The 22,028-nt window shown below is 53.4% G+C and carries 18 protein-coding genes and 1 pseudogene; 6 read left to right on the forward strand and 13 right to left on the reverse strand.

Annotation, left to right across the window (positions count from 1 at the left end):
• Nucleotides 1-95 precede the first annotated feature (95 nt).
• Nucleotides 96-1,028, forward strand: coding sequence for an HNH endonuclease (locus tag BLU75_RS27335; protein ID WP_084379291.1), 933 nt, complete (start codon nucleotides 96-98; stop codon nucleotides 1,026-1,028).
• 309 nt (nucleotides 1,029-1,337) lie between these two features.
• Here BLU75_RS27335 and BLU75_RS18345 read toward each other — a convergent pair whose 3' ends face one another.
• From BLU75_RS18345 to BLU75_RS18355, 3 genes are read right to left on the reverse strand one after another with little or no spacing between them, the layout of a single operon-like run.
• Complete coding sequence (locus BLU75_RS18345; RefSeq protein WP_084379290.1) at nucleotides 1,338-2,771, reverse strand: phosphotransferase; 1,434 nt, start codon at nucleotides 2,769-2,771, stop codon at nucleotides 1,338-1,340.
• Nucleotides 2,752-3,669, reverse strand: coding sequence for a sensor histidine kinase (locus BLU75_RS18350; protein ID WP_084379289.1), 918 nt, complete (start codon nucleotides 3,667-3,669; stop codon nucleotides 2,752-2,754). The genes BLU75_RS18345 and BLU75_RS18350 overlap by 20 nt, the downstream gene beginning before the upstream one ends.
• Entirely contained in the window at nucleotides 3,669-5,507 is a 1,839-nt protein-coding gene (locus tag BLU75_RS18355) for an AAA family ATPase (RefSeq protein ID WP_084379288.1), read from the reverse strand. Before BLU75_RS18355 ends, BLU75_RS18350 begins: the two co-directional genes overlap by 1 nt.
• A 1,571-nt stretch (nucleotides 5,508-7,078) precedes the next feature.
• Here BLU75_RS18355 and BLU75_RS18360 point away from each other — a divergent pair.
• On the forward strand, nucleotides 7,079-8,344 hold the full coding sequence (locus BLU75_RS18360; RefSeq protein ID WP_084379287.1) for a hypothetical protein: 1,266 nt from the start codon (nucleotides 7,079-7,081) through the stop codon (nucleotides 8,342-8,344).
• 502 nt (nucleotides 8,345-8,846) lie between these two features.
• Here the strand turns inward: BLU75_RS18360 and BLU75_RS18365 are convergent.
• From BLU75_RS18365 to BLU75_RS18405, 9 genes are all read right to left on the reverse strand, one after another.
• Entirely contained in the window at nucleotides 8,847-9,593 is a 747-nt protein-coding gene (locus BLU75_RS18365; protein WP_084379286.1) for a 2-keto-4-pentenoate hydratase, read from the reverse strand.
• Nucleotides 9,590-11,026, reverse strand: a complete 1,437-nt coding sequence (hydA, locus tag BLU75_RS18370; RefSeq protein WP_084379285.1) for a dihydropyrimidinase — start codon at nucleotides 11,024-11,026, stop codon at nucleotides 9,590-9,592. The genes BLU75_RS18365 and hydA overlap by 4 nt, the downstream gene beginning before the upstream one ends.
• A 110-nt stretch (nucleotides 11,027-11,136) precedes the next feature.
• A complete protein-coding gene (locus BLU75_RS18375) occupies nucleotides 11,137-12,270 on the reverse strand; it encodes an aminotransferase class V-fold PLP-dependent enzyme (RefSeq protein WP_084379284.1) in 1,134 nt (377 codons plus the stop codon).
• Nucleotides 12,271-12,448: 178 nt separating this feature from the next.
• Nucleotides 12,449-13,345, reverse strand: a complete 897-nt coding sequence (locus tag BLU75_RS18380; protein ID WP_084379283.1) for an allantoinase PuuE — start codon at nucleotides 13,343-13,345, stop codon at nucleotides 12,449-12,451.
• A gap of 54 nt (nucleotides 13,346-13,399) precedes the next feature.
• On the reverse strand, nucleotides 13,400-14,272 hold the full coding sequence (locus tag BLU75_RS18385) for a MurR/RpiR family transcriptional regulator (RefSeq protein ID WP_084379282.1): 873 nt from the start codon (nucleotides 14,270-14,272) through the stop codon (nucleotides 13,400-13,402).
• A gap of 33 nt (nucleotides 14,273-14,305) precedes the next feature.
• The gene (locus BLU75_RS18390) at nucleotides 14,306-15,541 is read right to left on the reverse strand and encodes a cysteine desulfurase-like protein (RefSeq protein ID WP_084379281.1); all 1,236 of its coding nucleotides are present in this window, start codon (nucleotides 15,539-15,541) and stop codon (nucleotides 14,306-14,308) included.
• A 21-nt stretch (nucleotides 15,542-15,562) separates the two neighbouring features.
• Nucleotides 15,563-16,297, reverse strand: a complete 735-nt coding sequence (locus BLU75_RS18395; RefSeq protein WP_084379280.1) for an amino acid ABC transporter ATP-binding protein — start codon at nucleotides 16,295-16,297, stop codon at nucleotides 15,563-15,565.
• On the reverse strand, nucleotides 16,294-16,971 hold the full coding sequence (locus BLU75_RS18400; RefSeq protein WP_084379279.1) for an amino acid ABC transporter permease: 678 nt from the start codon (nucleotides 16,969-16,971) through the stop codon (nucleotides 16,294-16,296). Before BLU75_RS18400 ends, BLU75_RS18395 begins: the two co-directional genes overlap by 4 nt.
• Before the next feature lie 64 nt (nucleotides 16,972-17,035).
• The gene (locus tag BLU75_RS18405; RefSeq protein ID WP_090221522.1) at nucleotides 17,036-17,812 is read right to left on the reverse strand and encodes a transporter substrate-binding domain-containing protein; all 777 of its coding nucleotides are present in this window, start codon (nucleotides 17,810-17,812) and stop codon (nucleotides 17,036-17,038) included.
• Between the two features lie 334 nt (nucleotides 17,813-18,146).
• On the opposite strand from BLU75_RS18405, the pseudogene BLU75_RS18410 reads away from it, so the two are divergent.
• Nucleotides 18,147-18,509 (forward strand): annotated as a pseudogene (locus tag BLU75_RS18410) (transposase); the annotation flags it as partial.
• 15 nt (nucleotides 18,510-18,524) lie between these two features.
• Here BLU75_RS18410 and BLU75_RS18415 read toward each other — a convergent pair.
• Nucleotides 18,525-19,388, reverse strand: coding sequence for a LysR substrate-binding domain-containing protein (locus BLU75_RS18415; RefSeq protein WP_084379277.1), 864 nt, complete (start codon nucleotides 19,386-19,388; stop codon nucleotides 18,525-18,527).
• Between the two features lie 109 nt (nucleotides 19,389-19,497).
• On the opposite strand from BLU75_RS18415, the gene phnD reads away from it, so the two are divergent.
• The 3 genes from phnD to phnE are packed head-to-tail and all read left to right on the forward strand — an operon-like array spanning nucleotide 19,498 to nucleotide 21,982.
• Nucleotides 19,498-20,367 carry a phosphonate ABC transporter substrate-binding protein gene (gene phnD, locus BLU75_RS18420; RefSeq protein WP_084379276.1) on the forward strand — a complete coding sequence of 290 codons (870 nt, stop codon included), beginning with the start codon at nucleotides 19,498-19,500 and terminating at the stop codon, nucleotides 20,365-20,367.
• On the forward strand, nucleotides 20,364-21,167 hold the full coding sequence (gene phnC, locus BLU75_RS18425; protein ID WP_084379275.1) for a phosphonate ABC transporter ATP-binding protein: 804 nt from the start codon (nucleotides 20,364-20,366) through the stop codon (nucleotides 21,165-21,167). Before phnD ends, phnC begins: the two co-directional genes overlap by 4 nt.
• On the forward strand, nucleotides 21,164-21,982 hold the full coding sequence (phnE, locus tag BLU75_RS18430) for a phosphonate ABC transporter, permease protein PhnE (protein ID WP_084379274.1): 819 nt from the start codon (nucleotides 21,164-21,166) through the stop codon (nucleotides 21,980-21,982). The genes phnC and phnE overlap by 4 nt, the downstream gene beginning before the upstream one ends.
• Nucleotides 21,983-22,028 lie beyond the last annotated feature (46 nt).

Below are 22,028 nucleotides of genomic sequence, written 5' to 3' on the forward strand. Positions count from 1 at the left end.
TCATCATTCATCTGATGAAAATTGTATATTTACCATACGTACAACGATTGTGCCGAATGTGAAAAACATATTCGACTTACTAAGGATAAGATGGCATGACTAGACCTGCTATTCCAGTAGAAATTCAGAGAGCGGTATTAATTGAGGCAAGTCATCAGTGCGCAATTCCTGCTTGCAGACACTCAAGGGTAGAAATCCATCATATTATTCCTTGGGCAAAATGCAAAAAGCATGAATACCAAAATCTAATTGCTCTTTGCCCAAATTGCCACACTCGAGTACATGATGGTGAAATAGACCAAAAATCATTAACCAAATACAAATCAGCACTAGTCTCGGCTATTCGCGACTTGGGAGACTCCGCTTTCAACCACCCCATAGTAGAGGTTAAGAGGCGCATATACACAATTGACACAAATCATCCTGACACTTATTTTGATTTTGAGTATCCAGACTTTTGCAATGCCGACATAATTATTGCATCGAAAAATATAGAAGCTTGGGGCAATGAACTGCTCGACTCACATAATTCGACAGCCGAAAACAATAAAAAGCATGCAATAGATAACGGCCACTTCAACCTAGGAAATTATTTAATAGGGAGATATGAAGTCAGCAGACGAGATGCATACGTATTGAGCGTACGATATACCATACAAGGCTACTTGGGTGGTGCCCACGGGTACAGAGAAACAAGAGCTCAAAATTTTTTACTATCTCCATTCTCCCCTTTAACCCTGGACAATCTTCTGATCAGTGAAGCACACCTGAACAACCTATCTGAACTTATTAGAGATAAGTTTGCAGAGAACCTTCCAGAGTTTCGCGGAGAATGGCTTATATCAGGAACAGCTACGGACTCTATCATATCGACTCCATTTATAGTTGAGCGATATGGAATAGTCTTCATTTTCGCCGAATATCAAGTGGCCGGCTACGCACTGGGCAGCCCTGAAATACATTTATCATTCTTTGAATTAAACGGTATTGTCAAGCCAGACATCCTTACGCTTTTAAATGTGGATTGACGCACAGCTTAACATCTTACATTTTTGCGACCCGCCATAGCAAACCAGTTAAAATCCGGACACTAATAAGCATCTACAAAAAATAAATAAACCAAAAGCCAAAAACTTTAAATATGAAAACCCAGACAACTTAACAGTATTTAACGACAAACTCACATAAATCAACCCAGGAACCCCATAAAGTTTTCACGCACGTGATAAAACTGCTTTACGCCAAACCCCATCCCACACTACGAGCTAAATCACCAACGCTCACAAAAACAATAATTCTAACCGAGCGCATCAAATTAAAAGTAAACATCTACGATATCAAACTCTGCCACCTACTCTTAGAGCATCAGCGATACGCATTATAAGCGCAATAGTCTCAGCCGACCTTACCGTATCATACTTCAGCTGTCTTACTGCAAAAGCGTAACCAGCAGCTAAAACAGACTGATCATCCCCACTGATATCATACGCCCAATCTCGGCAATATTTAACAACATCACCAAAAGGGTTACTTTTACAGTAGCCATCGACGTTCGGCCAATGTTCCAAGAACGATTGCATTTCTTGCGACACCCCAGACAATACGCAATCGGGATGAAATATAAGACTCATTTCCAAAGTTATAGGATCTAATCCCGCATAGCCAAAACCTACGTCACCAAAGTCGATCAAAACAGGTGTTCCAGCTTCATCAACCAAAACATTACCGCCATGCAAATCTCCGTGAATACAAGACATTGAAGCGCTCACATGAACACACTCAATATCCCGTAACTCTTCTAAGCCGTATTGCTTGACTATTGCATTAAAACTCTCATCATCGAGTTTTTCCCTTCGTATTTCGGCGACTGAAACTTTTGAAACTTCTCGAACAGCGCTCCACCGATGTAAGCTAGCTCGTACCCGCTGGATCACATCGACCGCAGCTTTAGCATCGCGACGTACAACTTCAAACAAAGTATCCTTGTAACCTTCAGCCAGCGTGTAAAATATTGCACTGTACTCCTTCAAACCCTTATCTATTCCAGACAATAAAGGGGTGAAAGAATTAATAGGCAGAAGCTTAACGTGACGAGAGTAAGACTCATTTTCTTTTTGAATCTTTGAAGAAAGCCCAAGCTTTGCTACGAACGCACCAATGATATTTAGCCGAGCATCTCGCACTTCAACCCGCCCTACCAACGAGCCAGACAAACCACTTAAAGGATAGTAAACCCCATCACTTCCCCCCATACTTCGCACAAATGTTTTTATCGCCCGCTCTTGCCCTTTGGCAAATGCTACTGCCTTTCCCCTAGTGTTAATAGAGATAGAGTTAACCGTAAGAATCTCACGATAGATATCTGACAACTCTTCAATTAGCTCAAGTGTCTTATTTTTTCTAAAATACAACACAGTTGGGAATTCTCTCCCTCCTCCCCACAACCGAATCCTCTCACCATGCCGAGAAAGCCCAGTGGCAAAACTGTCTAGGTCGGAGCCGGTGAGAATATATATTGGTGTTCCAGGCATTAACTGCTGAATGAGGTAAAAAAGGCTCTGACCATTCTCAACATTTTTTTCAAGCCCAGACGGCACGCTAGGCATACAAAGATCAAGAATGACCAGATCGTAAAAATTATTCGCTATTAACTCTCCAGCCGAACTTGAGTTATCAATTACAGTCCAACTTATTTCTGGAAACTTCTCACTCATCACTGAAACCAGTGTATCTGCGTAAGAAAAGTTATCCTCAACGAATAATATTTGCATAATCCCTATACCACCTTAATTCAAATCTTGCCCCACCCTCGGCTTTGTTTGAGACCAAAACATCGCCCTCCATTGACCGCATCGATAACTGCGCTGTGGCTAGCCCATAACCAAAGTGCTCATCCTTGTTTGAGACGCCGAGCTTGATAGCTTCTTCAGGATTCCCTGGAAACCCCGCTCCGCAATCAAGAATTGCCAGCCAGTTCTCAGAGCCGGCAGGCCCCCAGTTTATTAAAATTTCGGCAGGCTGTAGTGTTGAAAACTCCCTAACTGCCTCTACGGCATTTCTAATTCCATTGTCGATAGCCAAACCCAGCGAGTCACGGTCAGCCTGAACTATGTAAGGTTTTATACCGGCAACTCGTAAAACGATTTCTTCGGTCGAAATATTCAAAACTGCAACACACTCAGCAACTAGCCCTGATAGATCAAACTCGCTGTATGGGGGCGTAGATGCTGCCTTTTTAAGATTCCCGACTGCCTCCAACAAACCGTTCAGACGCTCAACGCAGTGTTTGGTCCTAGAATTTTCGTATGCATCAACTTCCATTTCTGCAACGAGGCGGAGGGATCCAATAAGCGGTGCAAATTCATGCAATATGGTTCTAGAAACCTCATCCACAGCCTGCGCTCGAAGATCTTTAGCCAAACGCTCAGAATCGTTTTCAAAAACGGACTCATCGATGGACGCTACATCTTGCTTTGGTGGGCCAACCTGAACTCGATCCATAGCTCGCTCAAGGGCACGCTTCACCCATCGCACATTCTCCTTCGCTAGTGCGCGTAAGAGCATCGGGGCGTCAGTAACCTCTGCAGCTAATGAAAAATAGCGAGCAGCTTCCAGCCGCTCATCAACTGAGTTACTGAAAAGAGATGAAACTGCCTGATCACGAGACATCACAATGAATTTTCTTGATAAAATTTCGCACGAGTGGCGAAAGCTTTAGACCCCCCCTCCATAACAGTAGTGATAGCGTTAACTGCATCAGGATGAGTAAGGGGCTTACTAACTTGGACAAACCCATTTCTGCCATCAGAGGTTAACTCAACAATCAAATCCGCCTCACCTAACACAGGAATATTAGCATTGTGCGTGGACAAAATTATCTGCCCTTGTCCTTTACGACTATTTAGAGTTTTTATTATTGTGTTAGCCACAAATGCGTTATCCAAATGGTCTTCTGGCTGATCGATTATCAACACTCTTTCGGAGTGCTGTAAGACAATGGAAAGAATTACTGTACACCTTTGACCAGCTGATAGAGCAGAGACGTCCTTATAGTCAACTCCGTCGAGAAGACTCATACTTACATCATCCTGTACATCACAAGTCAATATATCAGCCAGTCCAAAATCGCGTAATTGCGCGACCACCCGAGCGGCGCGCTCTTTCGGTATATCCACCACATCTGAAAGCTGTTCAAAACTACCGCTATCAACAAACTTAACGAGTTCTCTAGGACTAACGGTTTCTGAAATTTTCGACGCCAGATCATTATATTTAATACCGCTACCCTTCAGCGCATCTGTGAGCGCCTTAGAATATTCCCCCAGCTGCGATGACTGTTCAACTTCAACTTTCACATAGGGCTTAAGAGCTCGATTAATGGTCTCCGCCACTTCGCATCGAAGCGCATATCTATTGAGACGAATATTTTCTAATGTAATTGCAGCGTCATCCCGTCGCGAGCGAAGAGTCTCCAACCTATTCCGACGCTCTCCCAATAAATTTTCTCGGGTTTTAATTTGAGCAATTTGTGCTTTTATATTTGATATATTACGACTCAACGCGCCAGTACCTTCAGAAACCTTATCAAGCTCCTGCCGTAAAAATCTAGCCTTACGTTCCACCTCGAAGTGTTTAGATGATATTTCTTCTCGGCGCACTTTAGACACGCTTTCAATCTGCTCAAAGACTTTTGAAGCTTCTAAGACCTTTGAGATAGCAACCTTATAAACATCGCGCAGATCACTAACCGGATCTTTATCCGGCTCGCCGCTCCATGCATCTGGGCCATAATCGTCAAAAAGGAGTTCATCCAACTTGCTTCGCCATTCGGAAGCGTGACTTTCGAAACGCGCAACTATATCTTCACGAGCGGATGCAGCGGCTAGTTCTTCGGTAAGAAGCGAGGACTCCGCCTGTTTTTTTGCAACTTCAACCGAATCTCCTTGAAGCTCACGAAGCTGACGTTCAAAGTCCTGAACCTGCGATATCAAACTCGGTACTTTAACTACCTCCTCTGACAATAAAGAAATCTCTGTCTCGACCGCCAACACCTCTTTGTATATACTTTTTATCGAGCTAATAACTGAGGCTTCGTTCGCAGCCATGCTCGTACGCCCGTTGATGAATCCATCAATCAGTGACAGACGCCCTGCATCGCTCAGCCCTAGTGTTTCAACTTCCGTTTGAGACAGTACAATCGGCGCAACGAAGCGGGCAGTTGAGCGTGGTTGATCTTCCCCGGCGGTACGCGACACGGTGACGTCATCGATCAGATCATTTAATACAACCGTCACCTCTCCGCCATCCAGCACTGCCCTCGCATGATCAAGCGAACGGTTTTTGGCCTCAACGGTGTGGTTGCGAGCAGCCAATGCATACCTAATCAGTTCGATTACGGAAGTCTTTCCAGTGCCCCTCGCGCCGATGATTACATTAAGGCCGTTGGAAAACCTAAGATCCAAACCATCCAGAAATCCGCCTTCAACTTGTAATCGCTCGATGTCCACTGAAAAACTCCTTTGCTACAAAAATACCGATTGCCCGATTCCTACGCTGCCTCAAGCCCTGAACCAGTGCTCAAACCTGGCAACACGCTGGAGAAGTTCAAGCATAAGACAGGCCCCGTCACTAATCTTTTGATTTTTCTTTGCAATGGTAGCCTAAGCTACTGCTCGGCTTTTACCACGTCTACTCGCCAATCGTAGCTTCAGCACCTTACACAGGACAATGAGACAAAAACGCCAAGGCATATCTTTTGCCGCACGGTGCAAATCCGTGGCTCGATATGCTATTCCAGTGATTTTTCTGTGGTCGACTCCAGACACAAACTCCCTACACCCCGCTCCGCTTGCCGCCTGTAGAACTACTCCAAACGCTGGCTTGGTCTGATACCTGCCAGACTTTGGTTCTTCCACCGGCCTTATCAAAACCCTCGTCAAAAACTCGCATACTCTGAAATATTTTTCAGCCTGCATGCGATCCGTCTAGGGGTCCCGTGTCGCGGTGCCGGGATAACCGATGCTAGTTAGGGTTTGGCACCGGTGCGTTCCCATAGCGTCAGACGTTACTCAGTAGGCCTGCCTCGTCGAGGCCGTAGGCTTTACGAGGTACAGCGTAGAGCGTTCATAAGCGAAAGCCTCGGTGCCAACTGAAACATACCCGCCACGATTGAAATATTCTGCCTGGCTCATGTTCCACCGCGCTAACAGATCCGCATTCCGCTCACGCACATATCGACTCAACGATCCACAGATATTTATCCTAGGAAACTGGGGGACACCGCTGCAAAGACCATCATACCCTCAGATCATGAGAAGCCCTGAGGCGTAACACCGAATGAATGTGTAACACACCTTCGCAATAAAAGAATTCCAATGTGTAACGTACAATAATCCTTTATAAATCAGTACCTTGATATAGATAGTAACGAGCGTAACACCCGTAACATGCTTTCAGAAAGGATCCCCCCGGCCCCATTTGCGACTCCTCCTTCAGCGAGGGAAGATCGATGATGTTCTTGGCTTCGCTAGAATTGTGGGGTGCCCTGCTGGGGTAGAAAACTCGGGTGATCGAGTCAGCCGAAAGGTGTCCAATTTAGTGATCTGGTAAAGGGGAGAGATACTGTTTACCAGTTCTCTTACGCTATGGGTCAAACCATCGAGGGGACCCTGGACATTTTGAAAAGACACGGGGAATAGAACCCGCAGGATCGTGCTAGCGGCAGTCTTTCCTACGTCGGTTGACAGGTTGACACCCATCACCATGGTTGACGCCATGCAGGTGTTCGCTATCAGCAACAGATGCAGCCACCTTTACCGAAGCTGTAACGATGGCCCTTTTTCTTCAAGATCCTTTCAATTTCAACGATTGAAATTTCAGTAACTTCCAATGCCTCCCACTAACTCGATCCCGCGGGTTTCATGCCCCGTGTGGCAAGGAAAAGCTCAGGGTCCCCAGCGACCTTAGAGGCGACCTTCATCAACACAAAAACACCCCCCTACTGACGGAAGTACCATTGCACTCCACACCTTTTATCTATTGTATGTTTGAAAACCAACGTCAGAACTGAAGGGATGCTATGAGCCGAAGCGATCGAGATAACCTGTTTTACGATGGGGGCCTAACGGCAACGCTGGATAATCAGTTACGGTCAATCAAAGAGCTTGTTGAGCAAATCCCACGGGACCAGTTTTTATCGATCAGTGAGGATACGTTGGTTGAAAACCTCGTAGATAGACTCTCAATCGATCCCCTTGTACTACACGAAGACCAGATACAGATGGAACACGGAGAGGTCAAAATCGATGTCACTGGCCGTTTTGACTACGACAGATTCCCTGGACGCACCGCAACCGCGGACGGTCATCAGCTCCGGTTTTTCATTCCATTTTCAGGAGAACCTCAGCTTTGGAAACTCAAACCCAATGTCTGGAGAACCAGCATCCCTCGGGGAGAAATAGATAGCAGAAAAAAATTGCTAACTCTCTCTTTTCGGAATACCAGCAACACAGAGCCCGAGTGGTATCAACAGGAGCTTGAGAATAGTTTGAGGCTCATCCGGGAATCTATTTCGGCTCAAAGCTCGATGCTGACGGAATACCATGCTTCGCTACCGCGCTCAGTGCGAGATTGTGTGCAGCACCGACGACTGCAGGTAGAAAAGCTTCATGGTCTGGCATCGGCCTTTAACATTCCAATGGTCAAAAAAACGGGCATGCCTGAGTACAGGTCGGTAGATGTTAAGAAAAAAACTGCGCAGGCCCTTCCGAGAGTTCCTCCAACTGGTTACAAGCCTGAGCCAGCGATCACGAATGAGCTGTACTCAGAGATCTTGAGCAATATTCGTCATATGGGTGCAACCTTTGAGGGCACGCCTCAAACGTATTCATCCTTAGGTGAGGAGGGTCTTCGCGACATTTTACTGGCTAGCTTAAATGGCGTTTATCAGGGAGCTGCCACCGGAGAAGCATTCCGCAAGTATGGTAAAACTGATATCCGAATCGAAGAAGAAACTCGCTCTGCGTTCGTAGGAGAGTGCAAGCTTTGGGGGGGAGAAAAGATCCTTGTCGCGGCCCTTGATCAGTTGCTTGATTATTTGACTTGGAGGGACTGCAAGGCAGCCCTAATCCTATTCAATAAGTCAGTTTCTGGATTCGCCGGAGTACAAGAGACTATTTCTCAAGTACTGCCGAAGCATGAGCTTTTCATCCGATCTCAGCCAGGGCAATTAGGGGAATGGAGATTTACATTCAGGACTAAGGAGGACCAAGGACGGGAGGTAATCATTCACGTCTTCTGTTTCAACCTATACGTATCTCCTGAACGGGCAGGAAAGAAGCGGTAGATTGTGGCTTCAATTTTTCGCACAACCGGGCCAACAAAGTTCGAACGCCCTCGTCTCAGTTGCGTCAGAAGGTCGGAACAAGACGTAATTACCCGGCCGAGTGGCGACATACCAACAACCATCTGATGGTGCTTCACCTATTGGGTGACAGCACGATATCAGTGGGCAGAAACATGCGGCGTGTATGCCTACATGTATGCCTAACTGGAAGATAAGATACCAATCCCTTTAAATACAATGTCTTATAACTCCAGTTCAAATGACTGTGTACCACCAAGTACCGGTTTACAGATGTCTACATGAGTCTCTAAACCACCTCAAGAAGCCCGCCTAGTGCGGGCTTTCTTGTTTCTGGTGATATCTCCCGAGGGGATGCAAGAGAAGCAACGAAAGGTAGAGTGGCACGCATCCAGCGGCAAGTCTGAAAAGCCCACGCTTTTTAAGCCAGAACAATGCGCAGGCTGGCTCCGTAAACTGGAAATCAGCAAGCCTTTGAAACGCATCAAGTCGACAAGGCAACCCGTCCTATCCCGGCAAACTCAACTTCCACTTGCACCCCGGCCGGCGCCCAGTAGATACCCGTCCAGCCACCACTAGCCACCAGGTCACCGGCTCGCAAGGGGGTGCCCAGTGCTGCAGCGTGACGCGCCAGCCAGGGCAGCGAACTGAGCGGCTCGCCGAATGGATGGCTGCCAAAGCCGACGAACTCAGGCTCCCCGGCCACCCGCAACGTCACCTGTTGTCTTGACCAATCCGGCATTTCTCCCAGCGTTTGCGGTGCACCGAGTACCAGCGCGCGGTTGAGTTGCTGGTCGGCCAGCCGAAGCAGTGGCGCGGATTGATCGCCCTGCAGCCAGCGCGTGCCACAGAGTTCGATGCCCGGCATCCACACATCGACTGCCGCACGGGCCATGGCCAGATCAGTGTGCTGGTCGAGGTCTCGCGACAGGCGCACGATCAATTCCCCCTCGATCCCGAAACCAAAGGCATCGCCCGGCGGAACCTGCCAACCCGACGGGTGTACCGCCATTGCCGGTACCCCGGCGGCGCTGATCAGCCCTCCCGGAGCGCCGCCCAATTTCCAGGCCGCTGGCGGCCCGGAGGCGAACCAGCCGAGGGTTTCCGCCACCTGGTGCTGCACCGCATAGGCTTCTGCTTCGCTAGCCAGTTCCAGGGTTGGCAACGGTTGTTGGCGCCCCTCACGCCAACCACGAATCAGGCTGGCGGCCACCTGTGCGACCGCACTCACAATGCCAACTCAGTCTTCCGTCGGCGCAGTTGCGCAGGCGCCGGGCGCTCGCACGGCAGAAACCGGCCCCGACCCGCCTCACCGCGCGGCTCGCCGTCCCAGACTACCTCACCGCGAGAGAGGGTCATGGCCGGCCAGGCGCTCAGCGTCATACCCGCGTAAGGCGTGTAATCGACGTTGTGGTGCAGCATTTCGTTGCACAGGTGCACCGACTCACCTTCGTTCCAGATCACCAGGTCGGCATCCGCACCAATAGCGATGCTGCCCTTGCGCGGATACAGCCCATACATCTTGGCGGCATTAGTGGAGGTCAGCGCAACAAAGCTTTGCGCGGTGATGCGCCCACTGCGCACGCCTTCGGACCAGAGCAGTGCCATGCGGGTTTCGACACCCGGAATGCCGTTGGCGATTTGCTCGAACGATGCCTCTTCACCGTGGGCCTTCTTGCCATTCGGGCCATCGAAGCGAAAGGGTGCGTGGTCTGACGAGAAAATCTCGAACGAGCCGTTCTCCAGGCCATCCCAGATCACCTGCTGGTTTGCGGCATCGCGCGGTGGCGGGCTGCAGATGCACTTGGCACCTTCAAAGCTGTCGTCACACCCCAGCGAGTCGGCGGTCAGGAACAGGTACTGCGGGCAGGTTTCGGCGTACACCTTCAACCCCTGACTCTGGGCCCAGCGAATCTGCTCCACGGCCTCGCGGCCCGACACGTGCACGATCAGGATCGGTACGTCCACCAACTCGGCAAGGGCGATGGCACGATGGGTCGCTTCGCGCTCCACCAGCATCGGCCGCGAGGCGCTGTGGTAGCGCGGCGCAGTCAGCCCCGCCGCCACAAGTCGCTCGGTAAGCCAGGCGATGCAATCGCTGTTCTCCGCGTGAAGCATCACCATGGCGCCCTCACGGCGCGCGACCGATAAGGTCTCGAGAATCTCCCGGTCGCCCAGCTTCAGCGCATCGTAGGTCATGTAAATCTTGAACGATGTATAGCCTTCAGCAATCAAGGCCGGCAGTTCTTCACGCAGCACCTGCGGGGTGGGGTCGGTGACGATCAGGTGGAACGCATAATCAATCACCGGCTTGTTACCCGCCCGACGATGGTAGTCATCGACGGCAGAGCGCAGGCTTGCGCCCTTCTGCTGGCAGGCGAATGGCATGACGGTGGTGGTACCGCCGCAGGCCGCCGAGACCGTGCCGCTGAAGAAGTCATCGGCCATCACCGAGCCGTCGCCAGTTGGCTGGTCGAGGTGCACGTGGCTGTCGATGCCACCGGGGGTGACATGCCGGCCTGCCGCGTCGATTTCCTGGTGACCTTGCGGCAGGTCCAGGCCAAGGGAAACGATGCGCCCATCACGAATACCGATATCACAGGTGAACGTGTCCGCGGCGGTTACCACGCGGGCGTTGCGAATCACCGTATCAAAAGGTTGCATATCAGGCCTCTTCCAGAAGTAACCGGCCCCGGCCGGTCAGGCGGCGCGTGTCTACGCCCATGGTTTTCAACATGTCCTTGACCACGGTGGTAACGCTGACGGGTACCGGCTTAGTTAACCATCACCTCGTCCAGAGCCTGCGCGAGGGTGCTGACCGTGCGCTCGATATTGTGCAGCTTTTCGAGTCCGAACAGACCGATGCGGAAGGTCTGGAAGTCCGCCGGCTCGTCGCATTGCAACGGCACTCCGGCGGCGATTTGCAGGCCGAGGTCGGCAAATTTCTTGCCGCTTTTGATGTCCGCATCATCGGTGTAGCTCACCACTACACCAGGGGCCTGAAAGCCGATTGCGGCCACGCTTTTGATGCCTCTGCCGGTCAACATTGCGCGCACTCGGTCGCCCAGAGCCTGTTGTTCGCCGCGGACCTTGTCGAAACCGTAGGCTTGCGTCTCTTTCATCACTTCGTTAAACCGCGCGAGGGAATCGCTGGGCATGGTTGCATGGTAGGCATGCCCGCCTTGTTCGTAGGCCTGCATGATCTGAAGCCACTTTTTCAAGTCGCAGGCGAAGCTGCTGCTCTGGGTTTGTTCGATGCGCTCCAGGGCCAAGGCACTGAGCATCACCAGGGCGCAGCATGGGGAGGCGCTCCAGCCTTTCTGCGGTGCGCTGATCAGCAGGTCGACTGCGCATTTCTGCATATCAACCCAAAGCGTGCCTGAGGCGATGCAGTCCAGCACGAACAGGCCACCCACCGCATGCACGGCGTCGCCAACGGCCCGCAGGTAGTCGTCGGGCAGAATAATTCCTGATGAGGTTTCAACGTGGGGCGCGAAAACAATCTGCGGCTTCTGCGCCGCAATGGCGGCCAGCACTTCGTCCAGAGGGGCTGGGGCGTAGGCAGCCTGGCGACCCGTGTCGACCGGTCGGGCTTTCAGCACGGTGGTGGCCGCCGGGATGTTGCCCATCTCAAGGATCTGGCTCCAGCGATAACTGAACCAGCCGTTGCGTATTACCAGGCATTGCTGGTCGGTGGCAAACTGTCGCGCCACCGCTTCCATGCCGAACGTGCCGCTGCCCGGGACCACCGCAACAGCCTGGGCGTTGTAGACCTGTTTCAAGGTCCTGGAAATGTTCTTCATCACGGCTTGAAATGACTGCGACATGTGGTTGAGCGAGCGGTCGGTGTAGACCACGGAGTACTCGACCAGTCCCTCAGGATCAATACTGGGATATAGCTTTGACATGGGATGACTCCTTTGGCAGAGATGTCAGTGGTATCGACCCTGCCCTAAGCCTTGGCAAATGACAAGATTGCTCGGGACTGAGCGACTTCTGCCGAGCGGCAGGCTGTTCCCCCTGAGCTTTTTCACCACAGTGCGGTATAGCGCAGCCTATTTTTGATCGCGCGTGATTGCCACGCAATCAAGTTCGTTCAAGCCAGGCACGGGCGATTTCTTCGCGCGTGGCAAACCAGACACCGGCGTGTTGCTTGGCATACTCGATGAATTGCTTGATCGCCCTTACCCGCCCTGGACGGCCCACCATGCGTGGGTGTAGCCCGATCGACATCATGCGTGGCCCTTGAGCCGACTCCTCATAAAGGACTTCAAAGCTTTCTTTCATGTACTCGAAAAAATCCGATGCCTGCGAAAGTCCCGGAGAGTTCCAGTAACGGAAATCGTTTACGTCGGCGGTGTAAGGCACCACAAGATGACGCCTACCCTCGACCTCGACAAAGTAGGGAACATCGTCGTTGTAGGCATCGGAATCGTAGAGAAAACCGCCCTCCTCAGCGACCAGGCGACGGGTATTGACGCTGGCGCCATACCGGCAATACCAGCCAACGGGCCGCTTGCCGCAGGTGCGTTCGAACGACTCGATTGCCAGACGCATGTGTTCACGCTCTTGCTCTTCAGTCAGGCGAAACACTTCCTCCCAGCGATAACCGTGACTGCAGATTTCATGACCACCTGCAACTGCAGCGAGTGCAACATCCGGATTCTGTTCAAACGCCACTGCGCAAGCGTGAAACGTGGAACGCACCGATTGCTGTTCAAGAATATCCAGAATCCGCCAGATCCCGACGCGTGATCCGTACTCGTACATCGACTCCATCGCCAGGTTGCGAGTGCCGTCGGGTATTGAATAACTGCCCCATTCGGTCATTGATTCCTGGTCTGGGTCGCCCATGGCCAGCGAGCGCTCGGAACCCTCTTCGTAGTTGATCACCAGACTGATGGCCAGTCGTGCGCCATTGGGCCAGGTGCCTTGTGGGCGTTGTCTGCCGTAACCCACTAAATCGCGTGCAGGTGAAACCATCGGGATATTCTCCTGAAGTGACGGGTTGAATAAGTACGCGGAGAAAGTTGCGACTTAACAGTCGATATCTTCCAACCGATCATGGCTAAGGGTGCCGCTGTCCGACTGCCTCTCGCTGAAGGCCAGTCCCATGGCCAGGGTTTGCGCAATACAGAAAGACGCTGTGAGCGAGCGAAAGCCCAATAATTCGGCGTCGTTGACCTCGATCACGGTGTCAGCGATCTGCCCGATGGGGCTGAGAACGCTGTCAGTGATTGCAACCAGCGTCACGCCCGCTTGCGTCGCCTGGCGACAGGCCTCGACGGTGTCATTGGCGTAGGGCGGAAAGCTGACGGCTATCAATAAATCATCATCGGCAATGGCACTGATCTGCTCGGGCAGCGTGCCGCCAGCGCCGCTGATGTGCACGGTTCGCCGGCCCACGCGACTCAACGCGTAGCTCAGATACGCCGCCACCGGAAAGGCACGGCGCATGCCGATAACGAAAGTGGTGCGCGCGACCTGCAGATGGCCGATAGCCGCTTCAATATTGGCCTGTTCACCGCCTTGCGCCAGGTGTTCGAGAGAAACGATATTGGCTTGGCTGAATTCGCGCAGAATTCCCCCAACATCACTCGGGTCCTCCAGCAATGTTTCACCACCGAAGTGGCGAATTCGCTCGCTGTGCGTATCGGCTGCCTGTTGCAGCGGCGCACGGAACACCCGCTGCAAATCCTTGAACCCTGCAAAACCAAGCGCCTGAGCCAGCCGAATATAAGCCGACGGTGCGATGCTTGAACGCTTTCCCAACTCGGCCACTGTGTTCAGTGCTATCTCATGCGGGTTGTCGATCAGAAATCGGGCAGCATCGCGCAGGCGACCTGTCAGGTGTTCATGCTGGGCCGCGATACAGTCACGCAGCTCTGGCAGGGTTTGAGGTAAGGCCATAGGGTAGGCTCGTAAAAGTTTGAAGTGTGTGCGTCAACGCAACGCGGTGATGGCTTGATCCAGCGCAGTGATGAGCCGGTCGACCTCTTCCAGCGTGTTGTAATGCGCCAACGACACCCGCACTACCCCGCCAAAACGGTCAAGCTCAAGGGCTTCGATAAGTCGCCGCGCATAGAAGTCACCAAAACGAATGCCGATGCGGTGCTCATCGATTCTGCGCACTACCGCCTCGGACTGCACGCCCTCGACCACAAAACTGATTGTTGGTACACGATCGCGGATGTGCGTTTTGCCAATGATGCGAACACACTCGCGCTGGCGCAAAAATGTCAGAAGGCGTTCGGCAAGCAGATCTTCCTGCACCTCGAACGCATCGAAAGCAGCCTGCATACGTTTACGCTCACTGCCTTGGGCGCCCAGTCTCGCGCTGACGTCGAGCAGGTAATCGGTGATGCCGATACAACCGAAGGACAGCTCATAATTGACGTTGCCCGGCTGCAATTTATAAGGCACCACGTCCTGGCCGATAAAGAAGTGGTTCAGGCTCGGCAGTTCCAGCAACAGGTAACGACGTCCCCAGAGCACGGCAAAATGCGGGCCGAAGGTTTTGTAGAAGCTGTAGACGTAGAAATCGGCGCCGCTGGCCTGCACATCCACCAAGCGGTGCGGCGCATACGCAACCGCGTCCACGCACAGCTTGGCCCCCACCGCGTGAACACGCCGCGCAACTTCGGCCACTGGATTGATCGAACCGAGAATATTCGAGGTGTGGGTCATGGCCACATAACGGGTTTTCTCATTGAGCAAGACCTGCAGGTCATCCAGCTCCAGCTCACAACTCTCCTGGTTGACCTGCCAGACGCGCAGGGTCGCACCGCGGCTTTCGCAAAGCTTGACCCAAGGGCCGATATTCGCCTCGTGATCGCAATTGGTGACGATGATTTCATCGCCCGGAACGATTGACGGGGCGATGGCACGACACAGTATTTGCAACAAGTGGGTGGTCGAACCGCCCATGATCACTTCTTCGGGATGCTCGGCGTTGATCAACTGCATCACCGAATGCCGTGCCTGCATCACTCGCGCCCCGGCGTCGACAGAAGGTTGGTAGGAAGCGCCCAATTGCACGCTGCTGTTAAGCATGTAATCAACGACCCGCTCCGCTACGGCGCTCAGCACCATTGAACCACCGGCGTTGTCCATATAGGCAAAGCCATCGGCCAGACCTGGAAATTGCTTGCGAACGTAATCAATATCGAGAGGATTCACTCTAGTTTTCTCCAGCCGGATTCAATGATGCAAGATGGCCTGCAGGAACGCTTGTGTGCGAGGTTCCTGAGGTGCGGTAAAAAACGGTTCAGGGATGTTCTGCTCAACAATGCGTCCGCTTTCCATGAAAATCACCCGGTCGGCGACCCGACGGGCAAACCCCATTTCATGAGTGACCACGACCATCGTGACGCCGGAGCGCGCGAGGTTTTGCATGACATCGAGTACCTCGCCAACCATTTCCGGGTCCAGCGCCGAAGTCGGTTCATCGAACAGAATCGCGCGAGGTTCCATCGCCATGGTGCGGGCAATCGCAACACGCTGCTGTTGGCCGCCAGACAATTGGCTCGGGTATTTGTGCGCGTGATCGCCCATCCCGACCTTCACCAATAATTCCCTGGCCCGCGCATGCGCGTCACGCCGGCTCAGACCGCGCACACGGATCGGCGCCAGCGACACATTGTCGAGAACAGTGAGGTGCGGATAGAGGTTGAAACTCTGAAACACCATGCCTACTTCACTGCGGATGGCGGCCAGTCGCGGGCCGTTCTCCACCCGCTCACCGGCCACGCGGATATCGCCTTGCTGGTAGTTTTCAAGCAGGTTGATGCAGCGGATCAAGGTCGACTTTCCCGAACCGGACGGGCCAAGAATGACCACCACTTCACCTTCTTCAACCTGCAAATTGATGTCGCTCAACGCTTGGAAGCTGCCGTAGTACTTGTCGAGCTTTTCGATGTCGATCAAGGTGCTCATGCGGTTTTTCCTCCAGAAGCATTACGACGCTCAACCCAACTGACCATTTGCACCAGCGGCAACAGCAGCAACAGGTACAGCAAGGCGGCCCCAACCAGCGGTGTCGGGTTCGCAGCCAGTGCCTGAGCCTGGGTAGCCTGTTTCAGCAAGTCAGGCATCGCTACCACCGAAGCGAGCGCCGTGTCTTTCATGACGTTGATGCAATTGCTGGTCATGGGCGGCAGTACGATGCGGATGGCTTGCGGCAAAACAACGTCGCGCATGGTGTTGAAAAAGCTCATGCCTTGAGACGCCGCGGCTTCGAACTGGCCCCGGGGAATGGCCTCGATGCCCGACCGAAAAATCTCTGCGCTGTAGGCGCAGGAGACAAGCGAGAGCGCACTAGCAGCGGCCGCAAAAGAAGACAGTCGGATGCCCACAAAAGGCAGCGCGTAATAGATGAGTACCAGCAAAACCAGCAACGGAATGGAGCGCATGATATCGATGTAGATTCGTGCGAGCGCTCGAATGGGTGCGTAGGAGTACAACCGGAGCAACGCTAGCAAAAGGCCGCCGACCAGGCCCAGGACGATGCTCACCACCCCAAGCAAAATGGTCACGCCCAAACCACGCATCATCAGCGGAAGCGAATCGACGAGCACGTTCCAGTTGAAGAATGTCTGCAAAAGATCCATGGGATACCTCGGTCAATACAAGTGGCGCACGGGTGTCGCCACTTTCACGCATTATCGGCAGGGCTTACTTGAGGACAGGGGTCACTTTCATAGTGCTCGATTCTTTATCGGCGTCGGTGCCGAACCATTGTTTGTGGATTTTTCCAAGCGTGCCGTCTTCTTTCATCTTGCTGATGATGCCGTTGACCTGATCGCTCATCGCCCAGCCTTTGGCATGCATCAGCGAGTAGCGCTCACCGGTAGGGATTCGAGCAACGATGTTAAATTGCGGCTTGTCCTTGATGTAGTAGAGCACTGCCGGAATGTCACTGAGGTAGCCATCGATTCGCCCCGAAGCCAAATCGAGCATGGCCGGAGAGAGTCCTTCGTAGCGCGAAACATCAGCGAACTTGTACTCGTCCTTGTGTTGGCCGATCCACATGTCGCCGGTCGAGCCGGTATCGACGCCAACCACTTTGCCATTCATGTCGGTCAGGCTCTTGACCTTGGACGTCGTCAGCGAGGTCAGGGACTGATCGCTGTCGAAGTAAGGCTGTGCGAAGGCCACCGACTCCAGGCGCTTAGGGGTGATGGTGATCGACGAAATAGCTATCTCGACACGTTTTGATTGCACGGCACTGAACAGGCCGTTGAAAGGAATGTTGACGAACTCGACGCTTTTTCCGGCGCGTTTGGCCACCTCTTTTACAACATCGACTTCAAAGCCGACAAACTCACCTTTGGCATCCTGAAACTCCCAGGGAACGTTGCCAACGTTAGCACCTACGGTCCAGTCCGCGGCCCAGGCTGGCATTGAAACTGCGGCCGTCATGAACAATCCCAACATCACTTTCGCTTTCATGTCTGCTCCCGATTATTTGTTTTTTTAGGTGCTAACAGCGGTTGATCTCGTACAACGTGAAACCGAGACTAAATCAATGGAGCATTTATTTCAATACCGATTGTCCGTGAATATTTTACTCCTCTATCGCCATCAGTTTCCCGTAAATGTCACGCCCAAAGGGCTAGTTGCGGTCAGAACAAACCCAGGAGGACACGGACACCCATCCGCTGCGCGTAGTCGACGTGTTTGTCGACGAACTCGACTTGGTCAAACTGGGTTTTTAAGGCGTCATACCGGCAGATACTGGCCGGCCTGCTTACCAGTTGGGACTGTTCGGAGAACATCTGGTCGTCAGACGATCGAAATCCAGCTCAATGAATCGCCGGATAAACAGGTCTCACTAACCGATCCAGACGCCCGTTCCATGATGACTCGCGGCACTGAAATCGTCGGTTACAACGTGCAGACAGCGGTCGATACCCAGCACCATTTGATCGTTTCTCACGAGGTGACTAACGTCGGTTCCGACCGCGATCAACTCAGCTCGATGGCCAAGCAGGCCCGCGAGGCGATGACGTCAGAAACGCTGTCGGTAGTGGCTGACCGAGGTTACTTCAAAAGCGAAGAAATCCTGGCTTGTCACGATGCAGGCATCACTGCCTATGTGCCCAAGCCGATGACCTCTGGAGCCAAAGCGGACGTTCAACATGAACAACTTAAATTGAAGCGTTCACCCCGCCGAAAGAACCACATCAAAAAACGATGTAATGAGTCGACTGGAGCGTCGATCGGCCAGGCTATAAAGATAGGTTTCGGTGTAGAGCGGATCACCTTCAATACGGATCGCCCGAATACGAGGATCGGCAATGAACTCCGCTTCCGATACCACCCCCAGCCCGATGCCACGCACAACGGCTTCACGTAATGCCTCGCGACTGCCGACCTCCATGGCGATTTGTGGCACGACTTGCGCCGCCATCAATGCCTGTTCCAAAACCAGACGAGTCGTGGAACCAGACTCCCGTTGTAGCAGCCTCTGGCCTTCCAGCTCTTCAAGTCGTATCGAATCGCGTCCCGCGAAAGGATGATTTTGATGGGCAAACAGAATGATGGCGTGACGCGCGTAATGTACGGCGCTGAGTCTTGGGTCATCATGCCATCCGGCAAGTACCGCGATATCAGTCACGTAATTTTCTAGATCCGCGAGCACCTGCGCTGAGTTGCCAACCCGTATCGAGATGTCGATGCGTGGATAGCGTTGAAGATAGTTGTCGACCATTTCGATTACGTGAAAGGGCCCCACCGCCCCGAGCCTCAGTTCACCGCTGTCGAGCCGGCCGGAATCACGCAGCAGGTTGTGCGCATCTAGATCCAGTGCGGCCATCGCTTGGGCAATGGGCAACAATTGCCGACCGACATCGGACAACTCAATACGCCGCCCGCGACGATGAAACAGTTCAAGGTTGTATTGGCGCTCCAAGCTTTGTACTTGGGTGGTGAGCGTCGGCTGGCTGAGCCCCAGCGCCCGCGCGCCGGCGCTGAAACTGCCATGCTTGGCAACGGCCAGAAAGGCGCGCATTTTGGCGGTGGACATCCATAGACTCCATCAATAGTTAGTCGTGAAAACCGATATTGAATTGATCGTATGACTGTCACGTGACATTTCTAACCTTGGGTGACTCTAACCCACCTACGGAAATGCCATGAGAAACCTATCCCGACTTTTGCGCGTTGCCGCCTTCGCATGCCTCTCAATCAGCGCTGCCACTCACGCAGCGGCAGGCGACAAATTGCGGATAGGCCTAATCCCGTCAGAGGATTCACAGGCCATGATCGAGTCGAGCAAACAGGTGCTCAGCAGACTCGAAACCAAATTGGGCATGCCCGTTGAACCCTTTGTGGCGACCGACTACAACGGCGTCATCGAAGCACTGCGTGCAGGCAAACTGGATGTGGCGTACCTGGGTCCGTTCTCCTACGTTCTGGCGACGTCGGTTGCGGACGTGGAAGCCTTCGCCGTAGCGGTCACCAAAAAAACCGGCCAGAGCGCCTACAAGAGTTTGATTCTTGCTCGCAAGGACAGCGGCATGCGTGAACTGTCCGATCTCGAGGGGCGCACCTTCGCATTTGTCGACCCCAGCTCTGCATCCGGCCATCTGTTCCCAAAGGCCGGCCTGGAACAGGCTGGTTTTGATCCCGCGAAACTTTTCTCACGAGTGATCTTCTCCGGTTCGCATGACGCTAGCATCCTCGCGGTAGCCAACCAGAAAGTGGATGCCGCCGCTGTCGCCGATCGCATCTTGGCCAACGCCGTGGCCCGAGGCTTGGTGAAGCAGGATGATTTCCAAGTGGTGTGGAGTTCCCGCCCGATCCCGGAGTCGCCAATGGTGTGGCGTAAAAATCTCGACCCGGCACTCAAGGAAAAAGTCGCAGCCGCGCTGGCTTCGATCAAGGATTTGCCTTGGGGCGACCAGGGCCAGCTGGATGGCTTCCAACCCACCACCGATGGCGCTTATGACGTCGTGCGCGACACCGCCAAAGTACTCGATCTGGATTTGCGGAGGATGAAATGATCAGCATCCGCCAACTGACCAAGCATTACGGGAGCAACCCGGTATTGCGCGGGATTGACCTGGACGTTGCACCGGGAGAATTCGTGGTGGTGCTGGGTCAATCCGGCGCAGGCAAATCCACGTTATTGCGCTGCATCAACCGCCTGGTTCAGGCCGATTCCGGGACGCTGACTGTGGCCGAAATCGATGCACTCTCCTGCCGCGACACCCGCGTTCTGCGACGTCAGGCGGCCATGATTTTCCAGCACCACAACGTCGTGCCACGCCTCAGCGTACTCAAGAACGTGCTGACTGGTTGCTTAGGCAGTGTTTCAACCCTTACCTCGATCATGCAGTTGTTTCGTCGTGAAGAAGTGGTGTTGGCCATGCAATGCCTGGAGCGTGTAGAGCTGGGGCACAAGGCCCACGAACGTACCGACGCACTTTCCGGCGGGCAGATGCAACGCGTGGGGATCGCACGTGCCTTGGCGCAACGCCCCAAAGTTATTCTGGCGGACGAACCGGTGGCCAGTCTCGATCCCAAGACTGCGCGCCTGGTCCTGCAATATTTGCGCGATGCGACTAGGGAACTTGGTATCACGGTGCTGTGCAACCTGCATCAGGTTGATTACGCCCGCGAATTCGGCGATCGAATTGTCGGATTGGCTCACGGAAAACTGGTGTACGACGGCGACGCATCCAGCATGACCGACGCCGACTTGCAGCGCATCTATCCGGGCCAGGCAGACGAATCGCAAAATGTTCCAGCGACAACGCTCAACCCGAAAAACCACGCAACGCAACTGAGGGTTGGAGCATGAAACATCAAAGCTATCAGTGGACCGTGGACCTGCCGCGTGGAACGCGAGGCTGGCTGATCACCACCGCAATGGTGCTCGCGGTCGTTCTGACACTGCACTGGAGTGCCACGGGCGCGCAGTTGAGCGTCGGTGAGCTGGCGGCCGGGTTGCCACAAATCGGCGATTTCCTCGCTCGCACTGTTCCACCCGATCTGAGCATTCTCCCGCGATTGCTGGCACCTGCGATCGAGACCATTCAGATCGCTATCTGGGGGACATTGCTCGGCGTGTTGCTGGCCATTCCACTGTCATTTCTCGCGGCACGCAACCTGAGCAAAAACCGCCTGGTCTTCCACACGACTCGGCAATTTCTCAATATCACCCGCAGCATCAACGAACTGATCCTGGCGCTGATATTTGTTTCGGCCGTAGGCCTGGGCCCTTTCCCCGGCGTTCTGGCACTGGCACTGCACGGCATGGGCATGCTTGGAAAGTTCTTTGCCGAGAGCATTGAAGAAATCGACCAAGGCCCGATCGAGGCGCTGCAGGCCACCGGTGCGCGGCCGTTGCAGGTGATCGTGTTTGGCGTGCTGCCCCAAGTGATCACCGCCTGGATTGCCGTGGTGCTTTACCGGTTTGAAGTCAATCTGCGCTCGGCCACGGTACTCGGCATGGTCGGTGCTGGCGGGCTTGGATTCGAGCTGGTGAGCAGCCTCAAGCTGTTCAAGTATCAGGAGACAGCCACCTGCATCATCGTCATCACCCTCATGGTGATCGCGGCCGACGCGGTGTCCGGCAGATTGCGCACTGCAATCCAGCGCGGCGCTCACCACTAAACACTCTCAAGCAAGCACTCCGACGGAATCAGGTATCGGCTCAGCC

Origin of the sequence: Pseudomonas mucidolens (assembly GCF_900106045.1) — a bacterium.
In the GTDB taxonomy this organism is placed as follows: domain Bacteria; phylum Pseudomonadota; class Gammaproteobacteria; order Pseudomonadales; family Pseudomonadaceae; genus Aquipseudomonas; species Aquipseudomonas mucidolens.

Bases quoted from the DNA above. Each gene is read 5' to 3' on its own strand.
- BLU75_RS27335 (WP_084379291.1), top strand. From the start codon at position 96: ATGACTAGACCTGCTATTCCAGTAGAAATTCAGAGAGCGGTATTAATT.
- BLU75_RS18345 (WP_084379290.1), bottom strand. From the start codon at position 2,771: ATGCAAATATTATTCGTTGAGGATAACTTTTCTTACGCAGATACACTG.
- BLU75_RS18350 (WP_084379289.1), bottom strand. From the start codon at position 3,669: ATGTCTCGTGATCAGGCAGTTTCATCTCTTTTCAGTAACTCAGTTGAT.
- BLU75_RS18360 (WP_084379287.1), top strand. From the start codon at position 7,079: ATGAGCCGAAGCGATCGAGATAACCTGTTTTACGATGGGGGCCTAACG.
- hydA (WP_084379285.1), bottom strand. From the start codon at position 11,026: ATGCAACCTTTTGATACGGTGATTCGCAACGCCCGCGTGGTAACCGCC.
- BLU75_RS18375 (WP_084379284.1), bottom strand. From the start codon at position 12,270: ATGTCAAAGCTATATCCCAGTATTGATCCTGAGGGACTGGTCGAGTAC.
- BLU75_RS18380 (WP_084379283.1), bottom strand. From the start codon at position 13,345: ATGGTTTCACCTGCACGCGATTTAGTGGGTTACGGCAGACAACGCCCA.
- BLU75_RS18385 (WP_084379282.1), bottom strand. From the start codon at position 14,272: ATGGCCTTACCTCAAACCCTGCCAGAGCTGCGTGACTGTATCGCGGCC.
- BLU75_RS18395 (WP_084379280.1), bottom strand. From the start codon at position 16,297: ATGAGCACCTTGATCGACATCGAAAAGCTCGACAAGTACTACGGCAGC.
- BLU75_RS18400 (WP_084379279.1), bottom strand. From the start codon at position 16,971: ATGGATCTTTTGCAGACATTCTTCAACTGGAACGTGCTCGTCGATTCG.
- BLU75_RS18405 (WP_090221522.1), bottom strand. From the start codon at position 17,812: ATGAAAGCGAAAGTGATGTTGGGATTGTTCATGACGGCCGCAGTTTCA.
- BLU75_RS18415 (WP_084379277.1), bottom strand. From the start codon at position 19,388: ATGTCCACCGCCAAAATGCGCGCCTTTCTGGCCGTTGCCAAGCATGGC.
- phnD (WP_084379276.1), top strand. From the start codon at position 19,498: ATGAGAAACCTATCCCGACTTTTGCGCGTTGCCGCCTTCGCATGCCTC.
- phnC (WP_084379275.1), top strand. From the start codon at position 20,364: ATGATCAGCATCCGCCAACTGACCAAGCATTACGGGAGCAACCCGGTA.
- phnE (WP_084379274.1), top strand. From the start codon at position 21,164: ATGAAACATCAAAGCTATCAGTGGACCGTGGACCTGCCGCGTGGAACG.